This is a genomic window from Variovorax sp. YR566, from assembly GCF_051992195.1.
In the GTDB taxonomy this organism is placed as follows: Bacteria; Pseudomonadota; Gammaproteobacteria; order Burkholderiales; family Burkholderiaceae_C; genus Variovorax.
Genome location: NZ_CP197092.1, coordinates 3,889,905 through 3,906,684, shown reverse-complemented (window position 1 = coordinate 3,906,684; position 16,780 = coordinate 3,889,905). Strand labels below are relative to the sequence as shown.

Below are 16,780 nucleotides of genomic sequence, written 5' to 3'. Positions count from 1 at the left end.
GGCTCAGATGTCTTCGAGCAAGGGGTAGGGCAGCGGCTCGACGGTGAGGGCTGCGCCATCGGCCGATCCGACGCGCAAGCCACCGGTTTCGAGCGCGGCGATCTGCATGGAGATCAGCGCGGACCAGCCGCCATCGGGAGCCGGCGCAGCTTGCGCCACGGTACCCACGGGCTGCTCGGCGTCGCCGGCGGCGAACACTTCCTGCCCGGCGGACACGGGGGCATCGGCCTGCACGAGGTAGGTGCGGCGCTTGAGCGTGCCGCGGAACTGGCTGCGCGCGACCACTTCCTGGCCGGGGTAGCAGCCCTTCTTGAAGTTCACGCCGCCGACCGATTCGTAGTTGATCATCTGCGGCACGAAGGCCTCGATGACCGGCGTGGTCAGCGTCACGATGCCGCTGCGGACTTCGCTCCATTGCCACAGGCTGGCGTCGACTGCCGGGCCCACGGGGGCGGCATGGCCAGCCGGCGCGATCCAGAGCGCGCGCGGAACGCCGTCGGCGGGGTACAGCGACACGGCGCTGACCTCGTCGCCGACTGCCGTGCGCTTGCCGGGCAGCGCGGTGGCGTCAAGGCCGTTGCCAGTCAATGCCGTGCCGGCCAGGCCGTACAGCGCAAATTGTTCGGTGGCGTCGGTCAGCTTGACCTTGGCGCGCAGTACGAACATCGACAGGCGCTTGAGCGTGGCGGCCAGGATGTCGCGGCTGCACACCAGCAAGATCAGCTCGGGTTGCGGCTTGATGCCGATGAAACTTGCGATCACACGGCCCTTGGCAGTGCACAGCGCGGCCAGGCGGGCGTCGGAGGCGCCTTGCAGCGAGAAGTCTTGTGTCAGCTGGCCGTGCAGGAAGCTGGCGGCATCGGGGCCCTCTGCACGGATCACACCAAGGTGGGAGAGGGCGGTCACGCCATTGAGAACGACAGTGGTCATCGCTGAATTATCATGGCCGTGCCTGTTCCTTCGGGTCGGCAGGGGCTCCCGCCCTGCAACCTGCAAGGCCACCGGTTTTTTCATCTCCTCCTCCGGCTTTTTCCCGTCACCCCCACATCGGATCCGTGCGCAGCTTCTTCCTCACGCTTTTCCTGCTCGCCGCCCTGATTGCGCTTGCGCTCGGCGGCGCCGGCCTCTGGTGGGTGCACCAGCCGCTCAAGCTGCCCGCGCCCACCGTCGATCTGTCGGTCGAGCCCGGCACCACGCCGCGCGGCATTGCACAGGCCGTGGCCGACACGGGCGTCGACGTGCAGCCGCAGCTGCTTTACCTGTGGTTCCGTGTTTCGGGGCAAGACCGCCAGATGCGCGCCGGCAGCTACGAGCTGGAGCGCGGCATTACGCCCAAGCTGCTGCTCAATATCCTGGTGCGCGGCGAGGAGGCCACGCGCAGCCTGGTGCTGGTCGAGGGCTGGAACATCCGCCAGGTGCGCGCCGCGCTCGCCAAGGCCGACCAGCTCAAGCCCGACAGCGTGGGCCTGACCGACGAAGCGCTGATGGCCAAGCTCGGCAAGCCAGGCATGCACCCGGAAGGGCGCTTCTTCCCGGACACGTACACCTACTCGAAGGGCTCGACCGACATCGCCCTGCTGCAGCGCGCGATGCGGGCCATGGACAAGAGGCTCGAAGCCGCCTGGGCCGCCCGCGCCTCCGATCTGCCGCTGAAATCGGCCGATGAGGCGCTTATTTTGGCCAGTATTGTCGAAAAGGAGACAGGCAAGGCCAACGACCGCGCGGAAATCGCGGCCGTCTTCACCAACCGCCTGCGCATCGGCATGCCGCTGCAGACCGACCCGACGGTGATCTACGGCATGGGCACGGCCTTCGAAGGCAACCTGCGCAAGAAAGACCTGCAGACCGATACGCCCTGGAACACCTACACCCGCGGCGGGCTGCCGCCCACGCCGATTGCCATGCCTGGCAAGGCCGCGCTGCTGGCGGCGGTGCAGCCGGCGCAGAGCAAGTCGCTGTACTTCGTGTCGCGCGGCGACGGCACCAGCCAGTTCAGCAGTTCGCTCGACGACCACAACCGCGCGGTCAACCAATATCAGCGCGGCGGCGGCAGTCCCAACAAACCGAAGGCGACCCAATGAGTGACAACGGTCTGTTTCTGACGCTGGAAGGCATCGACGGCGCCGGCAAGTCGAGCCATCTCGATGCGCTGGAGGCGCTGTTCAGGGCGCAGGGGCGCGAAGTCGTGCGTACGCGCGAGCCCGGCGGCACGCCTCTGGCCGAGACGCTGCGTGGGCTGATTCTCGAAAAGCCGATGGACCCGCTGACCGAATCGCTGCTGGTGTTCGCGGCGCGGCGCGATCACATCGTGCAGGTCATCGAGCCGGCACTGGTGCGTGGCGACGTGGTGCTGTGCGACCGGTTCACCGATGCAACCTTCGCCTATCAGGGCGCGGGACGTGGCTTCGATGAAGCCGTGCTGTCGACGCTCGAGCGGTGGGTGCAGGCGGAGGCGGGCAGGGCGACGCTGCTGCAGCCGCACATCACGCTGTGGTTCGACCTTGCGCCCGAGATTGCTGCACAACGATTGGCCGGGGCCCGCGTGCCCGACAAGTTCGAAGCTCAGCCTGTCGAGTTTTTCAGCCGCGTCGCCCAGGGCTACGCGGCCCGTGCGGCCGCCGATGCGAAGCGCTTCGTGCGCATCGACGCCAGCCAGTCTCGCGACCAGGTCTGGCAGCAGGTTGAAACGGCGTTGGTGGCGCGTGTTGTGCTGAGCGGTGGTGTCACTCGATGAGCGCTCCGGCACTGACTCCCTGGCTGCGCCGGCCGCTCGCGGAACTGCTGCGCCAGCGCGGCCATGCCTGGCTGCTGCAAGGCCCCTCCGGCATCGGCCAGTACGAACTGGCGCTGGCGCTCGCGTCCGCGTGGCTGTGCGAGCAGCCGACGGAGGAGGGCACCGCCTGCGGCCACTGTGCCAGCTGCCATGCCATCGAGGTCCGCACCCACGCCGACCTGTGCGTGCTGATGCCCGAAGTCGCCATGCAGGAGCTGAACTGGCCGCTCGACGAGAAGGCTCAGGCCGACATCGACGACAAGAAGCGCAAGGCCAGCCGCGAAATCCGCGTCGAGGCGATGCGCGATGCGGTCGGCTTCGCCCAGCGCACCAGCGCGCGCGGCCGAGGCAAGGTGGTGCTGGTGTATCCGGCCGAGCGCATGAATACGATCACCGCGAATGCGCTGCTGAAGACGCTCGAGGAGCCGGTCGGCGATGTGCGCTTCGTGCTCGCCAGCGAGGCTGCGTGGCAACTGCTGCCGACCATTCGCAGCCGCTGCCTGGGCTTCACGCTGCCATGGCCCGAGACTGCCGAGGCCGAAGCCTGGCTGGCCGCGCAAGACGTGCCCGCCGCCGATGCGGCCGCCCTGCTGCGCGCTGCCGGCGGCCGGCCGAGCGACGCCTTGCGGCTTGCGCGCTCGGGCCAGTCACCCAAGGCATGGGCTTTGCTTCCCAAGGCTATGACGCGCGGCGACGTGGGTGCTCTGGCCGATCACGCGCCGGCGCAGGCCGTCGGTGCGCTGCAGAAGCTTTGCCACGACCTGATGGCTGTCGGCAACGGTGCTGAACCCCGATTCTTCGATGCTGCCGATTTGCCTGCGGCCCCGTCCCGGCTGGCGCTGGCGCGCTGGTCGAAGTCGCTTGCAAGCGCCGCAAGAACCGCGGAACACCCGTTCAATGCGGGCCTCATGCTGGAAGCGCTTGTGAGCGAAGCGCGAACCACCCTAAACTCTGCCGCTCGTCGCCCATGAATCAACCCACAGCCCCCGCCGCCAACGCCACGCCCGCCCGGCCGAGCGTTATTCAGCTCGCCATCAAGGAAAAGGGTGCGCTGTACGCGGCCTACATTCCGCTGTTCGCGGAGGGCGGCATCTTCATTCCAACCACCCGCGAATATCGGCTCGGCGACGACGTCTACGTGCTTTTGACACTGCCGGAAGACCCGCAGCGCTATCCGGTGGCCGGCAAGGTCGCCTGGATCACGCCGTCGCGTGCGGCTGGCAACCGGGCGCCGGGCGTGGGCATCCGTTTTCCGTCCGACGAAAAGTCGCGCCAACTGAAGGCGCGCATCGAGGCGGCATTGGGTGGTTCGATGGCGTCCGACCGCCCCACGCAAACTATCTGATCGGCTTCCCCCATTGCGACCCGGCAAAGCCGGTGTTCGCGGTATTTCTGGCATGGGCCCGACAATCAGCGCCATGTTTACAGACTCTCACTGCCACCTCACGTTTCCCGAATTCGCGGGTCAAATGCCGCAGATCCGCGCCGCCATGGCCGCCGCGCAGGTCGACCGGGCGCTTTGCATCTGCACCAAGCTCGAAGAGTTCGATGAAGTGCAGGCCCTTGCTGCCAGCTACGACAACTTCTGGGCCAGCGTGGGCGTGCACCCCGACAACGAGGACATCGCCGAACCCAGCGTCGAAGACCTAGTACGGCTTTCAGCCCGGCCGCGCGTGGTTGCCATCGGCGAGACCGGCCTCGACTACTACCAGATGGAAGAACGCAAGGGCGGCCGCAGCATTGCCGACATGGAATGGCAGCGCGACCGTTTTCGCGTGCACATCCGCGCCGCGCAGCAGACCCGCAAGCCCTTGGTGATCCACACCCGCGAGGCCTCGGCCGACACGGTGGCGATCCTGAAGGAGGAGGGCGAGGACGGCGGCGGCAACGCGGCCGGCGGCGTGTTCCATTGCTTCACCGAAACCGCTGAGGTGGCGCGCGCGGCGCTCGACCTCGGTTTCTACATCTCGTTCTCCGGCATCCTGACCTTCAAGAAGGCCCAGGACTTGCGCGACGTGGCCGCTTTCGTACCGCTGGATCGCATGCTGATCGAGACGGACAGCCCTTATCTCGCGCCCGTGCCGTACCGCGGCAAGACCAACAATCCGTCGTATGTGCCATTCGTGGCGCAACAGATCGCCGAGCTGCGAAAAGTGCCCGTAGAGGCCATCGCCAAGGCGACGAGCGACAACTTCGAAACATTGTTCAGGGACGTCAAATCATGAAAAACTACATTAAGAAGTCGATTTATCTCATTGTCATTGCTGCATCTTTTGCAGCGAACGCAGGCTCGTTCGAGGATTTCTTCCGGGCCGTGCGCGGCGACAACGCCAGCAGCGTGCGCAGCCTGCTGCAGCGCGGGTTCGACCCGAACACGCGTGACGAACACGGCCAGACCGGCTTGCTGATCGCACTGCGCGAGCCGTCGCCGAAAGTCATCCAGGTGCTGATCGAGTCGCCGCAGACCAACGTGGATCTGGCCAACGCCAAGGATGAAACCCCGTTGATGCTGGCCGCGATCAAGGGCCAGCAGGACCTGGTCACGCAACTGCTGAAGCGCGATGCCGCGGTCAACAAGACGGGCTGGACGCCGCTGCATTACGCAGCCACCAGCGGCCAGTTGACCATCATGAAGGTGCTGCTCGACAACTACGCGTTCATAGACGCGCAATCGCCCAATGGCACCACGCCGCTGATGATGGCGGCGATGTACGGTTCGAGCGAAGCGGTGAAGCTGCTGCTAGCCGAGGGCGCCGATACGACGATGAAGAACCAGCTGGGCATGACAGCTGTCGACTTCGCGAACAAGGTGAACCGATCGGACACTGCGGCGATGATCACCGCGGCTGCGGCGGCACGGGCCAATGCGCCCAAGGCAATACCCAAGGACGGCAAATGGTGAGACAGGCAGGCGCCAAGTTGGCGGTCGGCTTGACGATGATGGGCCTTGCATCCGGCGCGATGGCACAGCACGCGATCTACAAGTGCGTTCAGGGTGGCAAGGTCGTTTACTCGAACGAGCCTTGTCCGGATGCAAAGAAGATCGAGATCAAACAGACGAAGGGTGTGAATTACGAAGGCAGAGGCTCTGGGGGCGCGCCGAAGCGCTGAGTGTTTTCAAACACAATGTGCATTATGTTAAATGCCACGCGCGTCGAGTCCTTCGTGGCTAGGAGGGCGGCAAGATGATCCTTGCCCATGGAACGAACGACTGGGCGATCAGCTACAAGGGCTCGATCAAGTATTTCAACGATGTAGCGACCACGGTCGGCGGCGCATCCACGCGGGATGCCTCGATGGAGTTCTTCCTCCAGCCGGGCGTTCAGCATTGCGCCGGCGGTGTCGGTCCTGACACCGTCGACCTTGTGGACGCAGTCGCGAAGTGGCGAGAAGGCGGCACAAAGCCCTCCACGCAAAACATCGTGGCGACGAAGCTGGATTCGACGACCAAAGCTCCGGTACTTGCGCGCCCCTTGTGCAAGTACCCGACCTTTCCGAAATACAAGGGCAGCGGCGACGTGAATTCGGCGGACAGCTACAGCTGCCAAAGTTCTTGAGCGTCTTCATTTGCTGAGGTAGCCCTACTTTCCCGTGTGTCCGGCCGTCGCCTCGCGCGGCCGGTCCATGACGTGTGCGCGGACGCGCTCGACACGGAAGCGAAGGTACCCTTCGACAGAAACACTCAAGTTGCGCTGCTAGGCCTTCTTGGCCCAAGCGCTGCACCAGCCTTTGGCACTGACCTGTTTTCCAGCAAACAACGCGCAGTTACCTTGTGCGTCCGTCGGCTTGGATTGCCAGAGCGCGCAACCGCTGCATAACTGGGCGTTGTCGTGCTTGGGAAATTTCTTCGCGTCGGCCTTCGACGAATCGGCGACGTAGCCCAGAGCCGCGGCCTGCGGATCCTTTTCTTCAAGCCGGGCCTGCGCGAACGAGCTGGGGGCGGAAATGGCAGCGCCCGTCGCGGCAAGCGTGAGCATGAAGGTGCGGCGGCTGGAGTTCATCGTGAGTCTTTCGTTGTGTGGGAGACGGAAATCAGGTTGCCCGACGCAGAGTTGCGCTCGCTCAGACCCGCAAGCACGAGAACACCCGTGGCCAGGAGCGTGGCGATGCAGAACCCCAGGGTTTGCAGGGTTCCGCTCAATGTGATGTTGTTCATGGGACGACCTCGTTATGGGTGATTGGCATTGCCTGCGGTCATTCTTGGGTGAGCGGCCACGCGCGACCTTGCGCAGGATCAATCTCACGGCGTCCGTGCGGTGGCATCGCCCGCGCCTCGCGCCACAGGGGCACGTTGCGGACCGCGCGGAAGAATCGGCACATAGCTGCGGGTCGAGCCGCGCATGACCAGCAAAGCGACCGTGTCACTCTCTTTGATGGACTGGATCGCTGCATCGAAATCCGCCAGGCCGGCCACTTGCACGTCGTTGACCGCGATCAGCATGTCGCCGTAGCGCAACCCCGCCCGCTGGGCCGAACCCGAGGCCGATTGCACAAAGAGGCCGGGATCCAGAAGGCTGATGCCCAGCACACCCTTTCGCTCCGAGAGTTCGAGCCCGAAGCGCGTCTCTTGCGGCAAGGCACGCGCGGCCAGCCGAGGCGCGAGGTCCGGTGGGATCTCGGCCACGCCTACCTGCATCGTCAACGGCGTCCTGTGGCGCCAGACTTTCAGTGTGAGCAGGCTGCCCTTGCGGGCTCCAGCTACACGATCCTGTATGTCGGCATAGGGCATTGCGGCAGCGCCATCGACGGCCAGCACGACGTCGCCGCTGCGAAGCCCAGCCTGCTCGGCGGGGCTGTCCGGGTCGACGCGCACCACCAGCGCTCCCAATGCGGTATCGAGCCCGAAGGCCGGCGCGAGTTCGACGGTCAGGGGCTGGATGCGGGCACCGATATGCCCCCGCATCACCCGCCCGGTGATACGAAGCTCGTCCGCAATGTGCATCGCCGTGTCGATCGGCAGGCTGAACGACATGCCGGAGTACCCACCGCCGGGCGAGTAGGCCATCGAGTTCATGCCGACCACCCTGCCCCGTTCGTCGAACAACGGCCCGCCCGAGTTGCCCGGGTTGAGCACGACGTCGGTCTGGATCAGCGGCACGCCGCTCCCACCTGGCACGTAACGCGGATTGGCGCTCACCACGCCGGCGGTCACGCTGCGCTCGAAGCCGAAGGGGGCGCCCATCGCGGCGACCCATTCGCCCGGGCAGAGCTCGCTGCTGCGGCCCACGGTGACGACCGGCAAGTCGGACGCCGCGACCCGCAGCAGCGCCACGTCGGTGCGGCGGTCGATGCCAATCACTTCGGCATCGAAGCGGCGCTGGTCCTCGGTGACGATGGAGATCGCCTGGGCGCCGGTCACCGCGTGCGCACTGGTCAGGATGTAGCCGTCGCGGCGGAAGATGAACCCCGACGCGAAACCGCGCTCAACGCCGCGGCCCCATTGCGTCGGCGCGCGCTGATCGCTGTTGGCAACCCAGTCGTTGCCCGTGCCCGCGACTGTCACGCTCACCACCGCAGGCGACTGACGCGCTGCGGCCGCCACGAAATCAGAGCCTTGCAATCCCGACGACGTGCGCTCAAGGCACGCCGATCGCGTCTGCGACCAGGCGCTCGTTCCGCTCGCCAGTGCGAGTGCACCGAAGGCAGCCACGATCACGCCCCGTGCCAGGGTTGCGGCACTCATTCAACGCACCAGCAAGACCGGCACCGTGCACGCAGCCAGTACCTTGGTGGCAACCGACCCCAGTACCAGGTTGGTCAAGGTGCCATGGCCCCGCGAACCCATCATCACGAGGTCGAACTGCCCGTTCTGTGCGAACGAAGCTATCTCTTCGGCGGGATGACCGATGCGGTGCTCGAAGCGGGCTTCAATGCCGTTCCTGGCCAGTAAAGCGCGCACGGGCTCGAGCACCACCCGCGCATCGTCTTCGTAGTACCCGTGCACGATGTCCGGCCCTGCGAAGGCCGCGGCTCGGTGCGGTACCGGCAGCACCGCATGGAAGACAGTGAAGGCGTGGCCCGCATTCGTCCACTCCTTGTGCGTGGTCAGGTAGGACAGCATGCGATTCGTGTAGTCGCTGCCATCGACGGCAAGCAGGATTTTCATGATGGTTCCTTCGGCGGAGACGTTCTCCGGTGCAAGGATGGTCCTCGCGCACCCGGCGCCTCGCCTTGCGCCAAATCAAGAAATCCGATGGCTCGTGGCGCGCCGGCGCGACACCGCCGGTACTTGATGCAGCGCAAGGCCGTGGATTCCGACGCTGCCTACATTGACTGTCCATGAAAGCAGCAGAGGCAAGCATGAACAACGTCCTGGTGATCGTCTATTCCTACACGGGCACTTCCCGCCAGGTCGCGGAGCTCCTGTGCAGCCAGCAGAGCTGGCAACTCGCGAGCGTCACCGAGGTGCGCCCTCGCAGCGGCGCTCTCGGCAGCTTGCGTTGCGTGCTCGATTCGTTCTTCCGGCGACAGCCCGCCATTCACTACGACGGTCCGCCGCCCGGCGACTTCGATGCCGTCGTGCTGGTGTCGCCGATCTGGATGCTGCAGCTCGCCGGCCCCATGCGCAGCTTCGTCGCGCGCCAACGCTATCGGCTGCCCGACGTCGCCGTGCTCTCGGTCATGGGTGGCCAGGGGGCACCGAACGCGGCAGCAGAAATCAGCGACTTCATGGGCCGAGCGCCGATCCTGAGCTCTTCGGTCACGATGCGCGAGGTCGATGACGGCGGCTGTGCAGCGCGTCTTCAGGCCTTCGGCACCGCCGTCAGAAGCGCGGAAGATTCGCGAGACGTGGTGCGCCCGGTCACGCTGTCGCCGCAATCGATCTGAGGGGAGGCATCCAATTGATGACCGCCCTGCTCTTTCCGGTCGGCCTGCGGCTAGCGGCCTAGAGGGCCGGGCCCAGGCCGATGGGCGCGGGAACGATATTCACGATGCGCGTGAAGAGCGCGTTGTATTCGAGGTCGGGCACGTGTCCGGTCATGGGGTCGCGGTTCTGCGCGAAGGCCTCGTCCAGGTCGCGCCAGTCGTTCTCGGTCAGCACCCGCTCGGCCAGCGGCAGGATCTCTCGCTCCTCCAGCGCCATGTGGCTCAGGTAGAAGTCGACATACTCGCCGACCGTTTTCTCGAATTCTTCGCGCCGCGACTCGCCCAGCATCTCGAACGCGAGCAAGGCGTGCTCGACGTTGCGGATCCTGCGTTCGCCCTTGGCATGGTCGCCGTCGAGCTTGTCGAGCAAATCCCGCGAGATCGGCGTCCTGGCGCGCAGCTTGGGAAACAGCAGTTCGGACTCCTTGCGGTGGTGGCGCTTCTCCGGAAACTCGTCCACGTAGAAAAGCATGGCTCGCAGCGTCGCGAAATCGGGCAAAGTGCCCTTCTTTCGGTGTTGCTCGAGCAGCATGACGATGGAACGGAGCACGGCGGCGAGCGCGGCGTGCTCCTGGCGAATGATGCGAACGGTGGCGTGGGTCATGAGGGTTGTCCTGTGCATGCCTCAAGGGTCGCGCTTTCATTCACGCGCGGGTTTGTTCCAGATCAAGTCCCGTCCAGTCGCAGCTTCGCACTTGATCAATGTCAAGCCGCGCGGAGCGCCCGTGCGGATACTGGACCGATCCATTCAACAAACCGGAGTCGTGCCATGTACCAGCGAATTCTTGTTCCCATTGACGGCAGTTCCACATCCAGCCATGGCCTGGCCGAAGCCATCAAGCTGGCAAAGCTCACGGGCGGACGCCTGCGCCTGGCGCACGTCATCGACGAGCTGTCCTTCGCGCTGGCCATGGATGCCTACGCGGGCCATGCCGGCAACTGGCTCGAAGAGCTGCGCGGCAACGCCACGAAGCTGCTCCAAGCCGCGCGGGCCACGGCTGCGGGAGCAGGCGTCGAAGCCGACACAGTGCTGCTCGACAGCTTCAAGGGCACCGTGCACGACCAGGTCATCGCCGAGGCGGAAGCATCGAAGGCCGAACTGATCGTGATCGGCACTCACGGCCGTCGAGGAATCGGCCGCTGGGTCATGGGCAGCAGCGCGGAGCACATCCTGCGCCTGTCGCCCGTGCCGGTGTTGCTGGTGCGTGCTCCCGAAAGCGCGAAGACCGAACACGAGCGTTTCACGCTGCCGAGCGGGACGCTCGCCAGCCAGTGAGCGTTCAGCGGTTCGCGGTCGCAGCGCGATGTCTACGGTGTCTTCCGTGGAAACCTCGATGGCCAGCGCACGCTCGTCGGCCTCCAGCGGGTCTTGCCATTCAAACTGACGCTCCAGCACTGCGAGGCTGGCTTCCGAGGCGTCCGTGCCTGCCGCGTCGCGCTCGGCCACGCGGCGGCGCAACGTGGCCGGGGTTGCGCGGCAATCCAGGATCGTGAAAGGCACGCGGAGCTCTGCTGCCAGGGCTTCGAAGCTGCGTCGCTCGGCGCCGCGCAGGAAGGCCGCGTCCACGATCACCGGATAGCCCGCCAGCAGCGCATCGCGGGCGCAGGCGCGCAGCCTTTCGAAAGTCCGCAGGGTTGCCTGCGCGCCGTAGATGTCGAGCCCAAGGGCGACGGATCGCGCCAGCGGATCGAGGCCATACAGGCGCTTGCGCTCCACGTCCGACCGCACGCGGACAGCGCCCGCGGCGCACAACAGTTGCAAGGCAACGCTGGATTTTCCCGAGCCCGACAAGCCGTGCGTGATCATCAGGCGGGCGCCCTCCTCCGGCTGCGTCGTCAGCCGCGTCGCGCAGGCCAGGTAGTCGGGGCGGACCTCGCCATCCAGGGGCCCTGGACCCAGCCCCGTGGCCATCGCCCGCACCAGCGCCCGATAAACCTCGTAGAAGCGCCACACCTGCAGGCCCGGGTAGTCACCGCTGTGCTGCATCCAGGCATCCAGGAAGCGGAATGCGAGGTCGCCCCGGCCGTGGGCCTTCAGATCCACGGTGAGGAATGCAAGGTCGCTCATCACGTCGATCCAGCGCAGCGCCGGGTCGAACTCGATGCAGTCGAAGGGCATGAGCGCACCGTCGACCAGGACCACGTTGGCCGTGTGCAGGTCGCCGTGGCATTCACGTATCGAACCGCCCTGTTGGCGGGCGATCCATGCGATGCGCAGCACCTGGCCCTGCTCCCGAATCCACGTGTCCAGCGCGGCAAGGGTGGCGAGACGGCTGTCATCGCCCTGTGCTCGCAACGCGGCCAGCACATCCGTAGCCGCTCGAACGATCGAGTCGGGGCTGCCGAAGCCTGACACCGGCGTCGCTTGCTCCGCAGCCGCGTGCAAGGCGGCCAGCCGCTGCGCGAAGCCGTCGAGCAGCGCGGGCTGCAGCCGGTCTTCCACCAGCAGATTGCGCAGCAGCGACGAATCGGGGAAACGCAGCATGCGCACCACGTGGTCGATCACCGTGCCGGCGCCGCCGATGCGCGGCGACTCGCGCGTGCCGCAGACCGGTGCCACGTCGATGTAGAGCGAAGGAGCAAAACGTCGGTTGAGGCGCAGCTCCTCCTCGCAGAAGTGCTTTCGGGCCTCGACGCTGCCGAAGTCCAGGAACGGCAGGCGTACCGGCTTCTTGAGCTTGAAGGCCTGCGTCTGCGTCAGCAGCACCCAGGAGATGTGCGTCTCGACCAAGGCCACGGGTTGCCCGGTCTCCCGCTGGAGTTGCTCTCGCAGTGCGTTGACCAGTGTGGTGTCCATGTGGCGGATTTGCGATTCAACGACGTCAAAGAATAGCGAAAAGACGCCAAGGCGCCCTGCCGCCTCAGTGCGCCATCAGGACCGGCACCGTCATCTGCGCAAGGATCTGCCGCGTCACGCCGCCAAGGATCCGCTCGCGCAGGCGCGAGTGGCTGTAGCCGCCCATCACCAGCAGGTCGGCGCTCAGGTCCGAAACCCGCGATAGCAACGCGTCCGCGATGTCGATTTCGGTTACCTCGGACTCGGCGCGCGCCTGCACGCCGTGCCTCAGCAGGAACTGGATCATGTCCGATGCCAGCAACTGCTGCGTGTTGTCTTCGTCGCGCGGGTGGCGCAGCGACAGGAGCGTGACGCGTGCTCCGCGCCGCAGCGCCGGCAATGCTGCCTGAAGGGCCATGGCGGCTTCACGCGAGCCGTCCCAGGCCGCGACGATGTTCTTCGGGATCCCCCCGAACATACCGGCCGAAGGCACGACCAGCACCGGTCGCCCCACTTCCATCAGCACCTGCTCGGCAAGCCCGCGCACCGTGGTGTCCTTCCTGTTCGAGTCGTCGTCCTGTCCGAGCACCACGAGATCGCTCGCGCGCCCGTACCGCACAACGGCGTCCACCGTGGCGCCATCGACCAGCCGCACTTCGTACGACAAGGGCCCTGATCCGGCGATGCCTTCCCTGAACTCGCGCGCGATGGCTTCGGCTCGCCGATGCAGGTAGTCGGCGGACTCGGCGATGTAGTCGGTCATGCCGGTGGCGATGGCGTCGGCGGGAATCACGCCGTCGTACAGGCCGGTGGGCACCAGCCCGACCAGGTGGCTCTCGTGCACTCGAGACCACTGGGCCGCCATAGCGGCGCGCACGGGGCTGCGGACCGAGTGGTCCAGGTGAACGAATATTGTCTTGAAGTTCATGGATGCTTCCGCAAGGTGGTGCGCCGCGTCCTGGCGCAGGAAATGGACCGGAAAATCCACTGCCTACGCTTCGATGATCACCTTGAGCGCATGCGTCTGTGCGGCGCGCCCGAAGGTGTCGTAGGCATCCAGCACCTGGTCCAGCGTGAAGCGGTGCGTGATCAGCAGGGCCGGGTCCACCTTGTGGGACTGCACCGTCTTCAGCAGCATCGGCGTGGACACGGTGTCGACCAGCCGCGTGGTGATCGCGATGTTCTGCGACCACAGCCGCTCCAGGTGAAGCTCGGCCGGGTGCCCGTGAACGCCGATGTTCGCGATGGTGCCGCCGGGCGCCACGATGTCCTGGCACAGCACGAAGGTGGCCGGTATGCCGACCGCCTCGATCGACACGTCGACGCCGCGCCCGCCTGTCAGCACAAGCACCGCCTCGGCCGCCTTGCCGTCGGTGCTGTTGATCGTGTGCGTCGCGCCAAAGCGGCGCGCAACCTCGAGCCGGCCGTCGTCCAGGTCGATCAGGATGATCTGCGACGGCGAATAGAACTGGGCCGTGAGCAGCGTGGCCAGGCCGATCGGCCCGGCGCCCACGATGGCCACCGTGCTGCCGGGCGCGACCTTGCCGTTGAGCACGCCGCATTCGAAGCCGGTCGGCAGGATGTCGCTGAGCATCACCAGCGCCTCTTCGTCCGCGCCGGGCGGAACGGGATACAGGCTGGTGTCCGCATGCGGAATGCGCACGTACTCGGCCTGCGTGCCGTCGATGGTGTTGCCGAGAATCCAGCCGCCGGTGGCGCAGTGCGAATACATGCCGCGGCGGCAGTTCTCGCACTTGCCGCACGAAGAGATGCACGAGATCAGCACATGGTCACCCGGGCGGAAAGCCGTGACGCCGGCGCCGACGCTCTCGACCACGCCCACACCCTCGTGCCCGAGGATGCGGCCCGGCGTGCAGGTCGGCACATCGCCCTTGAGGATGTGCAGGTCGGTGCCGCAGATGGTCGTCTTGAGTATCTTGACGATGGCGTCGCCCGGCGCCTGGATCTCCGGCTTGGGATGGTCTTCGAGCGATTTGAGGCCAGGGCCCCGGTATACGAGTGCTTTCATGCCGCAACGTTATGCGTCCTTGCCCGCCCTCCCCTTGCGATAGCGCAAGGAATCCTCGCGTCTGCAACGTCGTCTGGCGCGCTAACTCCAGGACGCCTCGGCGAAAGCCTCGACAAAGCGCGACAAGTCACCACGCGGCAGCCGGTCGATGCCCGCCGCGCGCGAGCGGCCGGCGCCGCCGAAGCGGCTGCACAGCGCATGGGCGCCGCGCGGAAGTGCCAGCGGCGCGCGCACGCTGACGACATAGCCGTCGCCCTGCACCTTCAGCACCGCATGCGCACAGCCGGGCTCGCCGTTTGCCAGTTCGTTGGCAAGACAGCCCTGCACGCGCCGGCTCCACTGCGCATCGGGCAGCACGCGCACGCTGCCCTGAGGCCCCTGCCAGAGCACGGCGGCATCCGCACCCAGCCGCAGGTCGCTGTGGCGCATTGCATCGATCTCGTCGACGACGCTCTCGTGCGCCAGCATGTCGCGCGGGTCCGGGTAGCGCGCCATCAGCGGAAACAGCAGGCGGGGTGCGATGCGCACGTCGTGCTCGAACTCGCCATAGGCGTTGTAGTTGATCAGCACGCCCAGCCGGCGCAGTCGCCGGGCTCGAAGCCGCCTTCGAGCGCCAGCCGGTCGGCCACTGCGCCCAGGTTGTCGCCATAGATGCCGACCAGCGCCCAGGCGCGATGCGCTCCGCCCAGGTGGCGGTCGACCAGCAGGCTGGTGCAGACATCGCTCGCCTCGTCGATGTGTGCCTCCAGGTTCGGGTGCACCGGCACCTTGCCGGCGGCGTGATGGTCGAAGTAGCGCACGCGCAGGCCGTCGTCGAGCAGGCGCTGCAGTTCGCCGCGGTTGCGCTGCATCGAGATGTCGAACACGTTGACTTCGTCGCCGGCTTGTCCCTGGACGCGGCCGAGCAGCGCGATGTCGCGCTTGAGCCCCGTCACGAGCTCTGCCGGCCCGGGCTCGTGCAGCCGCCACTGCACGACGGCGCAGAGGCCGTCGGCATCGCCGTTGCAGACATCGAATCGCCAAACCATTACGCAAGCCTCAATCGCATCCTCTCGGCGCAGGGCCGTTCAGGCGTAGGAACGCAGGCGGCGGGAAAAGTCCGCCAGCGGTGCGATGCCGCTCGCCTCGGCTCGCTGGCACCAGTCCTGCAACTGCCGGGCGAGCTGCTCGCCGGTGGCCGTGGAACGGCTCCACAAGGCGGTCAACTCCCCGCGCATGGAATACATAGTAGTCAGTGCCTGCGATGCATTCAACGCCTGTATCACCTGCTGGTACCGCGACGGGCCGAGCAGGCCCTGGTCCTTGCCCAGCAATGGCTTCACGGCCTTGAGGGCGCGCGCGGCTTCAGGCGACATGCGGCGCAGGCGACCGAGCTCCACTGCGCAGGCCTTCTTCAGCGAGCGCGAGTAGTTCGACAGCACGTCGTAGTGGCAGCGGATGACTGCCTGCACCGTGGCGAGATCGACATTCGCCTTGGGCGCTATGAGGCGCGGCGTGGGTGCCACGTGCTTCACCGTCGCCAGCCCCAGGGCCTGCAGCGTGCGGATGTAGAGCCAGCCGATGTCGAACTCGAACCACTTGCTCGAAAGCTTGGCCGAGCTGGGAAAGGCATGGTGGTTGTTGTGCAGCTCTTCCCCGCCGATCAGGATGCCGATCGGCGAGATGTTCGTGCTGGCGTCACGGGCGGGCCAGTTGCGGTAGCCCCAGTAGTGGCCGATGCCGTTGACCACGCCGGCCGCCCAGAACGGGATCCACGCGATCTGCGTGAGCAGGACCAGGCCGCCCGGCACCACGCCGAAGAGTGTCATGTCCACGATGCCCATCAGCACGATGCCGAGGATCTTGTGCTTCGAATAGAGATTGCGCTCCAGCCAGTCGTCAGGCGTGCCGTGGCCGTAGCGCTCGAGGGTTTCCGCATGCCCCGCTTCGCGCACGTAGAGGAACACGCCGCCCCACAGCACCCTGTTGAGCCCGTACACCTGCGGGCTGTGCGGGTCTTCGGGTGTTTCGCACTTGGCGTGGTGCTTGCGGTGCACCGCGGCCCACTCCTTCGTCACCATGCCGGTGGTCAGCCACAGCCAGAAGCGGAAGAAATGGCTTACCGCCGGGTGCAGTTCGAGCGCGCGATGCGCCTGGTGGCGGTGCAGGAAGATGGTGACCGAAGCGATGGTGACATGCGTGAGCGCCAGCGCGGCCAGCACCGCGCCCCACCATGGAAGATCGAGAAGACCGGAATAAAGAAGGGATTGCATTCGTACCTCGTGAACAGTGCGGGCGATTCTGCGGACCGCACCTCCCACGGCCTTTGATGCACGTCAACACCGTGCCGGCATTC

At 66.2% G+C, this 16,780-nt stretch carries 21 protein-coding genes and 1 pseudogene; 10 read left to right on the top strand and 12 right to left on the bottom strand.

Features of this window, described 5'->3' with window-relative positions; translation table 11 throughout:
• Nucleotides 1–3: 3 nt before the first annotated feature.
• On the bottom strand, nucleotides 4–930 hold the full coding sequence (ygfZ, locus tag ACTG4X_RS18295; RefSeq protein ID WP_440531566.1) for a CAF17-like 4Fe-4S cluster assembly/insertion protein YgfZ: 927 nt from the start codon (nucleotides 928–930) through the stop codon (nucleotides 4–6).
• A gap of 125 nt (nucleotides 931–1,055) precedes the next feature.
• On the opposite strand from ygfZ, the gene mltG reads away from it, so the two are divergent.
• From mltG to ACTG4X_RS18255, 8 genes are all read left to right on the top strand, one after another.
• Nucleotides 1,056–2,081, top strand: coding sequence for an endolytic transglycosylase MltG (gene mltG / locus ACTG4X_RS18290; RefSeq protein WP_440531565.1), 1,026 nt, complete (start codon nucleotides 1,056–1,058; stop codon nucleotides 2,079–2,081).
• Nucleotides 2,078–2,734 (top strand): dTMP kinase, encoded by a 657-nt coding sequence (gene tmk, locus ACTG4X_RS18285; RefSeq protein WP_440531564.1) that lies wholly within the window; start codon nucleotides 2,078–2,080, stop codon nucleotides 2,732–2,734. Before mltG ends, tmk begins: the two co-directional genes overlap by 4 nt.
• Nucleotides 2,731–3,744, top strand: coding sequence for a DNA polymerase III subunit delta' (locus ACTG4X_RS18280; RefSeq protein ID WP_093056793.1), 1,014 nt, complete (start codon nucleotides 2,731–2,733; stop codon nucleotides 3,742–3,744). Before tmk ends, ACTG4X_RS18280 begins: the two co-directional genes overlap by 4 nt.
• On the top strand, nucleotides 3,741–4,118 hold the full coding sequence (locus tag ACTG4X_RS18275; RefSeq protein WP_093056792.1) for a PilZ domain-containing protein: 378 nt from the start codon (nucleotides 3,741–3,743) through the stop codon (nucleotides 4,116–4,118). The genes ACTG4X_RS18280 and ACTG4X_RS18275 overlap by 4 nt, the downstream gene beginning before the upstream one ends.
• Nucleotides 4,119–4,191: 73 nt before the next feature.
• Nucleotides 4,192–4,998: a TatD family hydrolase gene (locus ACTG4X_RS18270; protein WP_093174146.1), complete on the top strand. Its 807-nt coding sequence runs from the start codon at nucleotides 4,192–4,194 to the stop codon at nucleotides 4,996–4,998.
• Nucleotides 4,995–5,675, top strand: a complete 681-nt coding sequence (locus tag ACTG4X_RS18265; protein WP_440531563.1) for an ankyrin repeat domain-containing protein — start codon at nucleotides 4,995–4,997, stop codon at nucleotides 5,673–5,675. The genes ACTG4X_RS18270 and ACTG4X_RS18265 overlap by 4 nt, the downstream gene beginning before the upstream one ends.
• Nucleotides 5,669–5,884, top strand: coding sequence for a DUF4124 domain-containing protein (locus ACTG4X_RS18260; protein WP_256329306.1), 216 nt, complete (start codon nucleotides 5,669–5,671; stop codon nucleotides 5,882–5,884). Before ACTG4X_RS18265 ends, ACTG4X_RS18260 begins: the two co-directional genes overlap by 7 nt.
• A 74-nt stretch (nucleotides 5,885–5,958) precedes the next feature.
• Nucleotides 5,959–6,330, top strand: a complete 372-nt coding sequence (locus ACTG4X_RS18255) for a tannase/feruloyl esterase family alpha/beta hydrolase (protein ID WP_440531562.1) — start codon at nucleotides 5,959–5,961, stop codon at nucleotides 6,328–6,330.
• Nucleotides 6,331–6,468: 138 nt separating this feature from the next.
• On the opposite strand, the gene ACTG4X_RS18250 is transcribed toward ACTG4X_RS18255, so the two are convergent.
• The 4 genes from ACTG4X_RS18250 to ACTG4X_RS18235 form a co-directional block, all read right to left on the bottom strand.
• Nucleotides 6,469–6,774, bottom strand: a complete 306-nt coding sequence (locus ACTG4X_RS18250) for a high-potential iron-sulfur protein (protein ID WP_093074240.1) — start codon at nucleotides 6,772–6,774, stop codon at nucleotides 6,469–6,471.
• Nucleotides 6,771–6,929, bottom strand: coding sequence for a hypothetical protein (locus tag ACTG4X_RS18245; RefSeq protein WP_179830444.1), 159 nt, complete (start codon nucleotides 6,927–6,929; stop codon nucleotides 6,771–6,773). The genes ACTG4X_RS18250 and ACTG4X_RS18245 overlap by 4 nt, the downstream gene beginning before the upstream one ends.
• Nucleotides 6,930–7,013: 84 nt before the next feature.
• Entirely contained in the window at nucleotides 7,014–8,456 is a 1,443-nt protein-coding gene (locus ACTG4X_RS18240) for a trypsin-like peptidase domain-containing protein (RefSeq protein ID WP_440531561.1), read from the bottom strand.
• A complete protein-coding gene (locus ACTG4X_RS18235; protein ID WP_440531560.1) occupies nucleotides 8,457–8,879 on the bottom strand; it encodes a universal stress protein in 423 nt (140 codons plus the stop codon).
• A 194-nt stretch (nucleotides 8,880–9,073) separates the two neighbouring features.
• Between ACTG4X_RS18235 and ACTG4X_RS18230 the strand changes: the two genes are divergently transcribed.
• Nucleotides 9,074–9,601 (top strand): flavodoxin family protein, encoded by a 528-nt coding sequence (locus ACTG4X_RS18230; RefSeq protein ID WP_093060137.1) that lies wholly within the window; start codon nucleotides 9,074–9,076, stop codon nucleotides 9,599–9,601.
• Between the two features lie 58 nt (nucleotides 9,602–9,659).
• On the opposite strand, the gene ACTG4X_RS18225 is transcribed toward ACTG4X_RS18230, so the two are convergent.
• Nucleotides 9,660–10,244 carry a hemerythrin domain-containing protein gene (locus ACTG4X_RS18225; protein WP_440531559.1) on the bottom strand — a complete coding sequence of 195 codons (585 nt, stop codon included), beginning with the start codon at nucleotides 10,242–10,244 and terminating at the stop codon, nucleotides 9,660–9,662.
• 165 nt (nucleotides 10,245–10,409) lie between these two features.
• Between ACTG4X_RS18225 and ACTG4X_RS18220 the strand changes: the two genes are divergently transcribed.
• On the top strand, nucleotides 10,410–10,916 hold the full coding sequence (locus tag ACTG4X_RS18220; protein WP_093060133.1) for a universal stress protein: 507 nt from the start codon (nucleotides 10,410–10,412) through the stop codon (nucleotides 10,914–10,916).
• A gap of 24 nt (nucleotides 10,917–10,940) precedes the next feature.
• On the opposite strand, the pseudogene ACTG4X_RS18215 reads toward ACTG4X_RS18220, so the two are convergent.
• The 6 genes and pseudogenes from ACTG4X_RS18215 to ACTG4X_RS18190 all read right to left on the bottom strand — a co-directional run.
• Nucleotides 10,941–12,437: pseudogene (locus ACTG4X_RS18215) on the bottom strand (AAA family ATPase); the annotation flags it as partial.
• Between the two features lie 64 nt (nucleotides 12,438–12,501).
• Nucleotides 12,502–13,344, bottom strand: coding sequence for a universal stress protein (locus ACTG4X_RS18210; protein ID WP_440531558.1), 843 nt, complete (start codon nucleotides 13,342–13,344; stop codon nucleotides 12,502–12,504).
• A 63-nt stretch (nucleotides 13,345–13,407) separates the two neighbouring features.
• On the bottom strand, nucleotides 13,408–14,445 hold the full coding sequence (locus tag ACTG4X_RS18205) for a zinc-dependent alcohol dehydrogenase family protein (protein WP_440531557.1): 1,038 nt from the start codon (nucleotides 14,443–14,445) through the stop codon (nucleotides 13,408–13,410).
• 81 nt (nucleotides 14,446–14,526) lie between these two features.
• The gene (locus ACTG4X_RS18200) at nucleotides 14,527–15,015 is read right to left on the bottom strand and encodes a hypothetical protein (RefSeq protein WP_440531556.1); all 489 of its coding nucleotides are present in this window, start codon (nucleotides 15,013–15,015) and stop codon (nucleotides 14,527–14,529) included.
• The gene (locus tag ACTG4X_RS18195; RefSeq protein WP_440531555.1) at nucleotides 15,009–15,473 is read right to left on the bottom strand and encodes a hypothetical protein; all 465 of its coding nucleotides are present in this window, start codon (nucleotides 15,471–15,473) and stop codon (nucleotides 15,009–15,011) included. Before ACTG4X_RS18195 ends, ACTG4X_RS18200 begins: the two co-directional genes overlap by 7 nt.
• 39 nt (nucleotides 15,474–15,512) lie before the next feature.
• Complete coding sequence (locus tag ACTG4X_RS18190) at nucleotides 15,513–16,697, bottom strand: DesA family fatty acid desaturase (RefSeq protein ID WP_440531554.1); 1,185 nt, start codon at nucleotides 16,695–16,697, stop codon at nucleotides 15,513–15,515.
• Nucleotides 16,698–16,780 lie beyond the last annotated feature (83 nt).

Coding starts and splice junctions, on each gene's coding strand:
- ACTG4X_RS18225 (WP_440531559.1), bottom strand. CDS start 10,244: ATGACCCACGCCACCGTTCGCATCATTCGCCAGGAGCACGCCGCGCTC.
- ACTG4X_RS18195 (WP_440531555.1), bottom strand. CDS start 15,473: ATGGTTTGGCGATTCGATGTCTGCAACGGCGATGCCGACGGCCTCTGC.
- ACTG4X_RS18270 (WP_093174146.1), top strand. CDS start 4,192: ATGTTTACAGACTCTCACTGCCACCTCACGTTTCCCGAATTCGCGGGT.
- ygfZ (WP_440531566.1), bottom strand. CDS start 930: ATGACCACTGTCGTTCTCAATGGCGTGACCGCCCTCTCCCACCTTGGT.
- tmk (WP_440531564.1), top strand. CDS start 2,078: ATGAGTGACAACGGTCTGTTTCTGACGCTGGAAGGCATCGACGGCGCC.
- ACTG4X_RS18265 (WP_440531563.1), top strand. CDS start 4,995: ATGAAAAACTACATTAAGAAGTCGATTTATCTCATTGTCATTGCTGCA.
- ACTG4X_RS18230 (WP_093060137.1), top strand. CDS start 9,074: ATGAACAACGTCCTGGTGATCGTCTATTCCTACACGGGCACTTCCCGC.
- ACTG4X_RS18205 (WP_440531557.1), bottom strand. CDS start 14,445: ATGAAAGCACTCGTATACCGGGGCCCTGGCCTCAAATCGCTCGAAGAC.
- ACTG4X_RS18280 (WP_093056793.1), top strand. CDS start 2,731: ATGAGCGCTCCGGCACTGACTCCCTGGCTGCGCCGGCCGCTCGCGGAA.
- ACTG4X_RS18260 (WP_256329306.1), top strand. CDS start 5,669: ATGGTGAGACAGGCAGGCGCCAAGTTGGCGGTCGGCTTGACGATGATG.
- ACTG4X_RS18275 (WP_093056792.1), top strand. CDS start 3,741: ATGAATCAACCCACAGCCCCCGCCGCCAACGCCACGCCCGCCCGGCCG.
- ACTG4X_RS18250 (WP_093074240.1), bottom strand. CDS start 6,774: ATGAACTCCAGCCGCCGCACCTTCATGCTCACGCTTGCCGCGACGGGC.
- ACTG4X_RS18220 (WP_093060133.1), top strand. CDS start 10,410: ATGTACCAGCGAATTCTTGTTCCCATTGACGGCAGTTCCACATCCAGC.
- ACTG4X_RS18235 (WP_440531560.1), bottom strand. CDS start 8,879: ATGAAAATCCTGCTTGCCGTCGATGGCAGCGACTACACGAATCGCATG.
- ACTG4X_RS18210 (WP_440531558.1), bottom strand. CDS start 13,344: ATGAACTTCAAGACAATATTCGTTCACCTGGACCACTCGGTCCGCAGC.
- ACTG4X_RS18245 (WP_179830444.1), bottom strand. CDS start 6,929: ATGAACAACATCACATTGAGCGGAACCCTGCAAACCCTGGGGTTCTGC.
- ACTG4X_RS18190 (WP_440531554.1), bottom strand. CDS start 16,697: ATGCAATCCCTTCTTTATTCCGGTCTTCTCGATCTTCCATGGTGGGGC.
- ACTG4X_RS18240 (WP_440531561.1), bottom strand. CDS start 8,456: ATGAGTGCCGCAACCCTGGCACGGGGCGTGATCGTGGCTGCCTTCGGT.
- ACTG4X_RS18255 (WP_440531562.1), top strand. CDS start 5,959: ATGATCCTTGCCCATGGAACGAACGACTGGGCGATCAGCTACAAGGGC.